General features: G+C 72.9%; 11 protein-coding genes. All 11 read left to right on the top strand.

Annotated elements, in window-relative coordinates:
* On the top strand, positions 1 to 504 hold a 504-nt coding region (locus tag E1281_RS32735; protein WP_131883585.1), incomplete at its 5' end, for a response regulator transcription factor.
* A 148-nt stretch (positions 505 to 652) separates the two neighbouring features.
* Complete coding sequence (locus E1281_RS32730; RefSeq protein WP_243717659.1) at positions 653 to 1,033, top strand: DUF2752 domain-containing protein; 381 nt, start codon at positions 653 to 655, stop codon at positions 1,031 to 1,033.
* An 82-nt stretch (positions 1,034 to 1,115) separates the two neighbouring features.
* Positions 1,116 to 1,922, top strand: coding sequence for an indole-3-glycerol phosphate synthase TrpC (gene trpC / locus E1281_RS32725; RefSeq protein ID WP_131883584.1), 807 nt, complete (start codon positions 1,116 to 1,118; stop codon positions 1,920 to 1,922).
* 135 nt (positions 1,923 to 2,057) lie between these two features.
* Positions 2,058 to 3,293 carry a tryptophan synthase subunit beta gene (gene trpB / locus E1281_RS32720; RefSeq protein WP_131883583.1) on the top strand — a complete coding sequence of 412 codons (1,236 nt, stop codon included), beginning with the start codon at positions 2,058 to 2,060 and terminating at the stop codon, positions 3,291 to 3,293.
* Positions 3,290 to 4,102 carry a tryptophan synthase subunit alpha gene (trpA, locus tag E1281_RS32715; protein ID WP_131883582.1) on the top strand — a complete coding sequence of 271 codons (813 nt, stop codon included), beginning with the start codon at positions 3,290 to 3,292 and terminating at the stop codon, positions 4,100 to 4,102. Before trpB ends, trpA begins: the two co-directional genes overlap by 4 nt.
* Before the next feature lie 125 nt (positions 4,103 to 4,227).
* Positions 4,228 to 4,719, top strand: a complete 492-nt coding sequence (locus E1281_RS32710) for a vitamin K epoxide reductase family protein (RefSeq protein WP_131883581.1) — start codon at positions 4,228 to 4,230, stop codon at positions 4,717 to 4,719.
* A gap of 56 nt (positions 4,720 to 4,775) precedes the next feature.
* Entirely contained in the window at positions 4,776 to 5,552 is a 777-nt protein-coding gene (locus E1281_RS32705) for a thioredoxin domain-containing protein (protein ID WP_131883580.1), read from the top strand.
* 126 nt (positions 5,553 to 5,678) lie between these two features.
* Positions 5,679 to 6,494, top strand: a complete 816-nt coding sequence (locus E1281_RS32700; protein WP_131883579.1) for a thioredoxin domain-containing protein — start codon at positions 5,679 to 5,681, stop codon at positions 6,492 to 6,494.
* Between the two features lie 43 nt (positions 6,495 to 6,537).
* Complete coding sequence (gene lgt, locus E1281_RS32695; RefSeq protein WP_131883578.1) at positions 6,538 to 7,800, top strand: prolipoprotein diacylglyceryl transferase; 1,263 nt, start codon at positions 6,538 to 6,540, stop codon at positions 7,798 to 7,800.
* A gap of 31 nt (positions 7,801 to 7,831) precedes the next feature.
* Positions 7,832 to 8,551, top strand: coding sequence for a VIT1/CCC1 transporter family protein (locus E1281_RS32690; protein WP_131883577.1), 720 nt, complete (start codon positions 7,832 to 7,834; stop codon positions 8,549 to 8,551).
* A gap of 88 nt (positions 8,552 to 8,639) precedes the next feature.
* Positions 8,640 to 9,431 carry a hypothetical protein gene (locus E1281_RS32685; RefSeq protein WP_131883576.1) on the top strand — a complete coding sequence of 264 codons (792 nt, stop codon included), beginning with the start codon at positions 8,640 to 8,642 and terminating at the stop codon, positions 9,429 to 9,431.
* Positions 9,432 to 9,582: the final 151 nt, after the last annotated feature.

The raw sequence follows: 9,582 nt of genomic DNA, 5'->3' as shown, positions 1-9,582 counted from the left end.
GTCCTCGACCTGTCCACCTCCGCGCTGCCCGCCGACCTGTACCGGCGCGTGAGCGAGGCCGCCCGGCCCGCGCCCGTCATCGCCGTCACCGGTCCCACGGACCCCGCCATCGGCCGCGCCCTCGGCGAGCACCGCGTCGACCGCCCCTTCGGCCCCCGCGTCCTCGTCGGCGCCGTCGCCGAGGCGCTCCGCAGCGGCGCCTCCGCAGGAGACCAGGGCCTCCTGCGCGCAGGAGCCCTCGCCCTGGATCCCGGCAGCCGGACCGCCGTCATCGGCGACCGCCGCGTCACCCTCACCGTCACCGAGTTCGACCTGCTGGAGTTCCTGATGGGCAGCCCCGGCCGCGTCTACACCCGCGAGCAGCTCCTCGACGCCGCCTGGGGGCCCGGAGCCGGCGCGGGGAGCCGCACCGTCGACGTCCACGTGGCCCAGCTCCGCGCCAAGCTGGGCGAAGGCAATCCCATAAGGACCGTCCGGGGCGTCGGGTACGTCCTGGACGCGTGATCGCGCAAGGGCCGCCGGCGGTTCGCCTAAGGTGGGCCTTGTGACCCGGGTGCCCGTCCATTCGCATGACGACCATCCGCATGAGGGCCGTCCGCATGAGGGCCGTCCGCATGCGGACCCGCGTCCGCGTGCCGTGGCCCGGAGACTCGTGCCGCAGGGCGCGGTCCTCGGCGGGGTCGTGGCCGGGGCCCTGCTGGTGGCGTTCCGCGACCCCAATGAATCGGGGCACTACCCGAGCTGCCCGTTCCTGGCCATGACCGGGTTCTACTGCCCGGGGTGCGGGATGACGCGGCTCGTCCACGCGCTCACGCACGGGGACGTCGGCACCGCGTTCGGCCTCAACCCGCTGCTGTTCGTCCTGCTGCCGGTGTTCGGCTACCTGTACGCGCGGTGGACGGTGCTGGGCGCCCGAGGCATGCCGATGCGGTCCGTCCTGTTCAGGCCGGCGGCGGCGTACTCGTTCATCGGACTCCTCGCCGCCTACGGGGTCCTGCGCAACCTGCCCTTCGCGCACGCCCTGGCGCCCTGAGGCACGGGGGCGGCCCTCCGGCGGGCGACGGCGGCGGCTACGATCGGTGCACGGAACGACCTGAAATAGGGGGCCTGCGACCTTGAGCGTTTTGGACGAGATCATCGAGGGCGTGCGGGCCGATCTCGCCGAGAGGCAGCGAGAGGTCCCGCTCGGCGCCCTGAAGGACCAGGCGGCGGCGGCCCCGCCCGCGCTGGACGCGCTCGCCGCGCTGCGCGGGCCGGGCGTCTCGGTCATCGCCGAGGTCAAGCGCAGCAGCCCGTCCAAGGGCGCGCTCGCCGCGATCGCCGACCCGGCCGCGCTGGCCCGCGACTACGAGGCCGGCGGCGCCAAGGTGATCAGCGTGCTGACCGAGCGCCGCCGGTTCGGCGGCAGCCTGGAGGACCTCGCCGAGGTCCGCGCCAACGTCGACGTCTGCGTCCTGCGCAAGGACTTCATCGTCACCTCCTACCAGCTGTGGGAGGCGCGGGCGAACGGCGCCGACATGGCGCTGCTGATCGTCGCCGCGCTGGAGCAGGACGCGCTGGTGTCGCTGATCGAGCGGGCCGGGTCGATCGGGCTGGTCCCGCTCGTGGAGGTGCACACCGAGGAGGAGGCGGCCCGTGCGGTGGAGGCCGGCGCCAAGGTCATCGGGGTGAACGCCCGCGACCTGCGGACGCTGCACGTCGACCGCGGGGTGTTCGCGCGCGTCGCGCCGCTCATCCCCAAGGACGTCGTGAAGATCGCCGAGTCCGGGGTGCGGGGCCCGCACGACCTGCTCGCCTACGCCTCCAGCGGCGCCGACGCGGTGCTGGTGGGGGAGAGCCTGGTGATCGGCAGGGAACCGCGCGCGGCGGTCGCCGACCTGGTCGCCGCCGGCGCCCACCCGGCGCTGCGGCAGGGCGGCTGACGGCCGCGGGCCCGGCACGCCGCGGGAGTCGATAGGCTGGCGGGCATGCAGGTGGAGCCGTTCCGGGAGCGATGGCGGGGCTTGTGAGTCACTGACCCGGCAGACCCCTTCTCGTACGACAGGACGCGTTTTCTCATGACCATCGACACCGCGCGCGGTGCGGTGCCCGACGCGACGGGCCACTTCGGATCCTTCGGCGGGCGGTTCGCGCCCGAGGCGCTGATGGCGGCGCTGGACGAGCTGACCCGCGAGTTCGAGACCGCCAAGCGGGACCCGGCCTTCACCGCCGAACTGGACGACCTCCTCGCGAACTACGCCGGCCGGCCGAGCCTGCTGACGGAGGCGAAGCGCTTCTCCGAGCACGCGGGAGTCCGCGTGCTGCTCAAGCGCGAGGACCTCAACCACACCGGCTCACACAAGATCAACAACGTGCTGGGCCAGGCGCTGCTCACCCGCCGCATGGGCAAGACCCGGCTGATCGCCGAGACCGGCGCCGGCCAGCACGGCGTCGCCACCGCCACGGCCGCGGCGCTGCTCGGCCTGACCTGCACCGTCTACATGGGCGAGGTCGACACCGAGCGGCAGGCCCTCAACGTCGCGCGGATGCGGATGCTGGGCGCCGAGGTCGTCCCGGTGCGCACCGGCAGCCGCACCCTCAAGGACGCCTGCAACGAGGCGTTCCGCGACTGGGTCGCCACCGTCGACGACACCCACTACTGCATCGGCTCCGTCATGGGCCCGCACCCGTTCCCGATGATGGTCCGCGACTTCCAGCGCGTCATCGGGGTCGAGGCCAGGCGCCAGTGCCTGGAACTGACCGGCGCCCTCCCCGACGCCGTCGTCGCCTGCGTCGGCGGCGGCTCCAACGCGATCGGGACCTTCCACGCCTTCGTCCCGGACGAGTCCGTCCGGCTGTACGGCTTCGAGGCGGGCGGCGACGGCGTGGCCACCGGCCGGCACGCCGCGACGCTGGTCGGCGGCTCGCTCGGCGTCATCCACGGCATGCGGACCTACCTGCTGCAGGACGGCGACGGGCAGACCCTGGAGACCCATTCGATCTCCGCCGGCCTCGACTACCCCGGAGTCGGCCCGGAGCATTCGTGGCTGCACGACTCCGGCCGCGCCGAGTACCGCGAGATCACCGACGCCGAGGCGATGGAGGCGTTCTCGCTGCTGTGCCGCACCGAGGGCGTCATCCCGGCCATCGAGTCCGCGCACGCGCTCGCCGGAGCGCTCAAGGTCGGCCCCGAGCTGGCCCGGGAACCGGGCCCGGACGCCACGATCGTCGTGTGCCTGTCCGGGCGCGGCGACAAGGACATGCACACGGCCGCCACCTTCTTCGGCCTGATGCCCGAAGGGGAGGGGCAGTGACCGCTCGGACCGCCTACGACAAGGCCAAGGCCGAGGGGCGGGCCGCGCTCGTCGGCTACCTGCCCGCCGGGTTCCCCACCTGCGACGGCGCCATCGAGGCCGCGAAGACGATGGTGGACGCGGGCTGCGACGTCATCGAGATCGGGCTGCCCTACACCGACCCGATGATGGACGGCCCCGTCATCCAGGACGCCGTGCACCGGGCGCTCGTCGGCGGCGTCAGGGTCGCCGACGTGTTCCGGACGGTCGAAGCCGTGGCCGCCACCGGCGTCCCGACCCTCGTCATGACCTACTGGAACCCCGTCGACCACTACGGCCCCGGCGCCTTCGCCCGCGACCTCGCGTCGGCCGGCGGCTCCGGGCTGATCACCCCCGACCTGACGCCCGAGGAGGGCGGCGCGTGGCTGGAGGCGTCCGACGCCCACGGCCTCGACCGGGTCTTCCTCGTCGCGCTCAGCTCCACCGACGAGCGCATCGAGAAGATCACCGGGGTGTGCCGGGGATTCGTGTACGCGGCGTCGCTGATGGGCGTCACCGGGGCCCGCTCCGCGGTCGGCACCGGCGCGCCGCGCCTGGTGGAGCGGACGCGCGCGATCATCGAGAAGGGCGGGACGTTCCTGCCGGTCGGTCTCGGCCTCGGTGTCGGCAACGGCGCCCAGGCCGCGGAGGTCGCCGCGTTCGCCGACGGTGTGATCGTCGGTTCGGCGTTCGTCCGCCGCCTGCTGGACGCGCCCGACCTCGCCTCCGGGCTCGCCGCCGTCCGCGCGCTCACCGGGGAGCTGGCCGCGGGTGTCCGCGCCGGGCGCTGACCGCGCCCGGGCGTTCGTGCGAACCCGGGAACTCCGGCGGGCCCCGCCGAGTTTCACTGGTTCTGGTGCGCCCACTCTCCCGTAGGGTGTGTTCGCCGGGTGACGCGATCCTTGGAAGGGTCACGATGACGCAAGACACGACGGAGAACCACCAGGCCGGGTCGGCGACGCCACCGGCGGCTCCCGCATGGTTCCTCGTCCCGGCCTGGCTGCTGACGGCCGCCGGGATCGGGATCTCCGTGTACCTGACGGTGACCCACTACGACGAGGGCGCGCTGGTGTGCTCGGCGTCCCAGACCGTCGACTGCCACGCGGTCACGACCAGCGAGTACTCCACGCTGCTCGGAATCCCCATGCCGCTGCTGGGCCTCGCGTTCTTCGCCGGCTTCGCCGCGCTGATCACGCCGTGGGCGCTGCGGTCGAACCGGCCGCCGCTGCGGTGGGGCCGCGTGGCGAGCACCGGGGTCGGAGTGCTGTTCGTCGTCTACCTGGTCACCGTGGAGCTGGCGCTCCTGCACAAGATCTGCCTGTGGTGCACCGGGGTGCACGTCATCGCCGTCCTGCTGTTCGTGCTCGTCCTGATCGACGAATTCCGGCGCATCGGCCAGGTCGACTAATCTCACCGTGACCGCGCCCCAGGGTGGCGGCGCGGATCCCATCCATAGGAGAACCAATGAGCAAGGCCGCACGAGATCGGTCCGCCAGGGAGCGCCTGGCCGCCGAACGCAAGCGGCAGGCGGCGCGGCAGAAGCAGCGGCGGCTGCTCGCCATCGTCCTCGGGTCGGTGGTCGCGGTGGCGGTGGTCGTGGTCGGCACCGTGCTGATCGTCGACTACCAGAGCAAGAAGGGCCGCGCCGAGGTCCACCAGGGCGCGGTCGCCCCGCTCAGCCGCCAGGCCGACGGATCCATCGTGATGGCGCAGAAGGGCGTGACCAAGCCGGTGGTGGAGATCTTCGAGGACTTCCAGTGCCCGGTCTGCAAGCAGTTCGAGGAGTCCACCGGCAAGACGGTCCTGGAGCTGGCGGAGCAGGGCAAGGTCAAGGTCGTCTACCGGCCGTTCCACCTGTTCGGCCAGCAGAAGGACCCCATCAAGGCCAACTCGTTCCGCTCGGCGCAGGCCGCGCTGTGCGTCCCGGCCGACAAGTGGATCTCCTACCATGACGCGCTCTTCCGGTTCCAGCCCGCCGAGGGCTCCGAGGGGTTCTCGACCGACGACCTCGTGAAGTGGGGCGAGGACATCGGCGTCAGCGACCCGAACTTCGAGAAGTGCGTCAGGGACGAGCAGAAGAAGTCCCAGGTCGAGGCGATGACCAACTACGCCCTTCAGGAGCGCGGCGTCGAGGGCACCCCGTCGGTGTTCCTGGACGGCAAGCCGCTCGACTCGGCCCAGTTCATGAACCCGGCCGCCCTCCGGGCGACGGTCGACGCCGCGGCTGCCTCCGGCAAGTGACCTCCCGCGCGCCGCGCCGTCCCCGCCGGGGCGGCGCGGCGCGGTGCTTTTCACGGCACCGGGCGCCCCCTCCCCGCTACTCTCGTAGACGCGTACGAACACGGAGCGTGTCCGATCGGGGGATCGATGAGCGAGCAGGGCAGAGGAGAGCCGGCGCGGCGGAGGCTCGCGGAGGAACGGGCCCGGGACGCCGTCCGGCAGCGGCGGCGGCGCCTGCTGGTGGTCGTGCTCGGCGGCCTCGCCCTGGCGGCGGCCGTGGTCGCGGTGACCGTCGTGGCGGTGTCACGCGGCGGCGGGGAGGAGCCGCTGGCCGACAACTACTCCGGCCCGCTGGCGCCGGTGACCCGGCTGGAGAACGGCGCGGTCGCGATGGCGCGGCCGGGCGTCACCGCGCCCGTCCTGGAGGTGTACGAGGACTTCCAGTGCCCGGCGTGCAAGGAGCTGGAGAGGCGGATCGGCGGGACGATCAAGCAGCTCGCCGCCGAGGGCGAGGCCAAGGTCGTGTACCGGCCGTTCCAGCTCTTCCAGCAGGACCCGCTGATGTCCAACTCGCGGAGGGCGGCGAACGCCGCCGCCTGCGTTCCCGCGGGCACGTGGCTGCCCTACCACGACAAGCTCTTCACCGAGCAGCCCGCCGAGGGCGACAGCGGCTTCGCCCCCGAGGACCTGGCCAGGTGGGCCGCCGACCTCGGCGTCACCGACCCCGGGTTCGCCACCTGCGTCAACGAGAACCAGAGGATCGGCCTCGTCGAGAACGCGAGCGCCGCGGCCGGGAAGGCGGGGATCGACTCCACCCCGTACCTTGCGCTGAACGGCCGGAAGGTCGACGGCGACGCCCTCCGTTCGGGGGAGGATCTGAAGAGGACCGTCGCGCAGGCCGGCGAAGCCTCGACCCCCGCCTCCGCCGGCAGCGGAGGCGCGGCCGTCCCGGCGCGGTCGTAGAGACGGCACGCGCGGAGCCCGTGAGACGGTAACGTCAACGGTCATGCAGCCGCTCGCCTCCATCCCCAGTCCCTCGCAGGGCATCTGGCACCTCGGGCCCATCCCGCTCCGCGCCTATGCCATCATGATCATTCTCGGTATCGTCGTCGCGGTATGGCTGGGCGAGCGACGCTGGGCGGCCAAGGGCGGCAACCCCGGCGTGATCATCGACGTGGCCGTGTGGGCGGTGCCGTTCGGCCTCCTCGGCGGGCGGATCTACCACGTCGTCACCGACTACCAGCGGTACTTCGGTGAGGGCGGCGACCCGCTCCGCGCACTGGAGATCTGGAGGGGCGGCCTCGGCATCTGGGGCGCCGTCGCGTTCGGCGGGGTCGGCGCGCTGATCGCCTGCCGGCGGCGCGGGATCTCCGTCCTCGCGCTCGGCGACGCGGTCGCCCCGGGGATCGCCCTGGCGCAGGCCATCGGCCGCTGGGGCAACTACTGGAACCAGGAGCTGTACGGGCGTCCGCTCGACGCGTTCTGGGCCCTGGAGATCGACGAGGACCACCGCCCGATGCTGGACGGCGGGCCGGGCCTCGATCCGGAGTACGCCGGCATCGCGACCTACCACCCGACGTTCCTGTACGAGTCGCTGTGGTGCGTCGGCGTCGCCGTCCTGGTCATCTGGGCCGGCCACCGCTTCACTCTCACGCACGGGCGCGCCTTCGCGCTCTACGTCGCCGCCTACACGCTGGGCCGGGCCTGGATCGAGACGCTGCGCATCGACGAGGCCCACCAGATCCTCGGCCTGCGGCTCAACGTCTGGACCTCGCTCCTGCTCTTCGCCGGCGCCGTCGCCTACATGTACGCGATGCGCGGCCGCACAGGCCCGGAGGAGGTCGGCGCCACCGCCGCGGAGGACCCGTCCGGCACGGCCGGCCCGGGCGAGGACAAGCCCGAGCCGAAGGACGAGGCGGACACCCGCGAGGAGTCGCCGGAGAAGGACGAGGCGAAGGACGACCCGGAACCCGAGTCCGGCGCCGAGACCAAGGTCGACAAGGTCGACAAGGTCGAGATCGAGAAGGCCGGCGACGACCCGGCCGAGAAGGCGGAGGCGGCGTCCGAGGAGAAGGACGACGAGGCCGGACCCGCCGACGGCGGCGACGCCGAAACAGAAGCCGACACCGACACCGACACCGCCGGCGACAGCGAGACCGACACCGCCAGCGACAGCGAGACCGTCACCGCCACGGACTCCGACACCGGGGATGGTGGCGGCGAGTCCGAGCGGGTAGACGAGGAGAAGCGCGTCAAGGACGGGAAGTAGCGGTCGGCGAGAGGTCTCCGGTGCAGGTGAGATGACCAGCGGGAAGTCCGGCGCGCCGCCGGAGCACCATCACCGGCACCGCGACGTCACCGGCGGCTGGCTGCGGCCGGCGGTGTTCGGCGCGATGGACGGCCTCGTCTCCAACTTCGCGCTGATCGCGGGCGTGGCCGGCGGCCGGGCGGACCAGAGGGTCATCCTGCTCGCGGGCCTGGCGGGCCTGGCCGCGGGAGCGTTCTCGATGGCCGCGGGGGAGTACATCTCGGTGGCCTCCCAGTCGGAGCTGGCCGAGGCGGAGATCGAGGTGGAGCGGCTGGAGCTGGCCCGGCATCCGGTGGCCGAGGAGCGGGAGCTGGCGGCGACCTTCGAGGCGCGCGGCGTCGACCCCGCGACCGCCGCGGAGGTCGCGCGGCAGTTGTCCCGGGACCCGGACGAGGCGCTCGAAGTGCACACCCGCGAGGAGCTCGGCGTGACGCCCGGCGACCTGCCCTCCCCGGTGCTCGCGGCGGGCTCGTCGTTCCTGTCGTTCGCGGTGGGCGCGATACTGCCGGTGCTGCCGTACCTGCTGGGCGCGACCTCGCTCCTGCCCGCGGCGATCGTGGCGGGGCTGGGGCTGTTCGGCGCCGGGGCGCTGGTGTCGCGGATCACCACCCGGCCCTGGTGGTTCGGCGGGACGCGGCAGCTGCTGTTCGGTGCCGCGGCCGCGGCGCTCACCTACGGGGTCGGCTCGCTGATCGGGACCAACGGCCTCTGAGCCGGCCGCACGGCCGCGGCCCCAAGCAATATGGATAAAACGCCCTTTCGGCCACGCCGTGGTCGCCCGGACCGCTAAGCTCCGGGGCGTGATCGAGGCTAGTGACACAGGCTCCTCCCAGGCTGCGGAAGAGGGCCGCAAGCGGGACTTCTGGCCGGCTGACAAGCCCGGCCGCAAGCTCCCCAATCCGAAGCTGCTGTACGGGGCGTCCGCCGCGCTCGTCGCGGTGATCGTCGCGGTCGTGGCCGTGCTCGTGTTCACCGGCGGGGAGGACGCGCCCGCCGTGAACAAGGCGGTGCCGACCGCGTACACGCCCGATTTCAACGGCGAGGGCTTCGCCGAGATCGCCGACAGGTCCGCCGACGGCCGCGCGATCACCGAGGGCGAGGCGGCGTCCGCCAAGGAGCTGAAGGGCGGCGCCTACTCCTTCACGCTGGCCGAGTCCGAGGTGACCGGGGACTGCAAGTCCGCGACGTGGGGCGCCCGCCTGCAGGGCGACCTCGCCAAGTTCGGCTGCAGCCAGATCGTGCGCTCCGCGTACGTGAGCCACGACAAGAAGCACGTCGGCCAGTTCTTCGTGATCAACATGAAGGACATGCAGGGCGTCCAGCAGATCCTGCGCGACCTCCAGCGCGAGACCGGCGCGGGCTGGGTGACGCCCCTGAAGGTGCCGGATGTGCCCGCGTTCGGGTCGGGGTTCAGCGCCGCCTACGCCAAGACCTACGGCCACTACGCCGTGATCACGTGGGTGGAGCGGGCCGGCGGCGACAAGTCCACCACGCTCAACGAGCTGATCGATGTGAGCCTGGTCATCGAGGGCGCCGCCGACTTCCTTTACGGGCGCCTCGACCTGGCCTCCGGCACGGGGGCCGGGCAGTGATCCGGCCGCACGCGGGCGTGTCACCGGCCGCCGCCCAGTAGTCTGCGCGCTCGTGGACCCAGACGAACCCCGCCGCCGCGGAGGCCCCCGGCGCCCACCGGCGAACCGCCAGGCCCGCAGGCAGCCGGCCCAGCGCAGGACGTCCCCGGGC

It is taken from the genome of Actinomadura sp. KC345, assembly GCF_004348515.1.
Lineage (GTDB): Bacteria > Actinomycetota > Actinomycetes > Streptosporangiales > Streptosporangiaceae > Spirillospora.
The sequence above is the reverse complement of the archived record's forward strand: the minus strand, read 5'-3'. Positions and strand labels throughout refer to the sequence as shown.

Excerpts from the sequence above, each read along its gene's own strand:
- trpB (WP_131883583.1), top strand. The coding sequence starts at position 2,058 with ATGACCATCGACACCGCGCGCGGTGCGGTGCCCGACGCGACGGGCCAC.
- E1281_RS32710 (WP_131883581.1), top strand. The coding sequence starts at position 4,228 with ATGACGCAAGACACGACGGAGAACCACCAGGCCGGGTCGGCGACGCCA.
- E1281_RS32705 (WP_131883580.1), top strand. The coding sequence starts at position 4,776 with ATGAGCAAGGCCGCACGAGATCGGTCCGCCAGGGAGCGCCTGGCCGCC.
- E1281_RS32700 (WP_131883579.1), top strand. The coding sequence starts at position 5,679 with ATGAGCGAGCAGGGCAGAGGAGAGCCGGCGCGGCGGAGGCTCGCGGAG.
- lgt (WP_131883578.1), top strand. The coding sequence starts at position 6,538 with ATGCAGCCGCTCGCCTCCATCCCCAGTCCCTCGCAGGGCATCTGGCAC.
- E1281_RS32690 (WP_131883577.1), top strand. The coding sequence starts at position 7,832 with ATGACCAGCGGGAAGTCCGGCGCGCCGCCGGAGCACCATCACCGGCAC.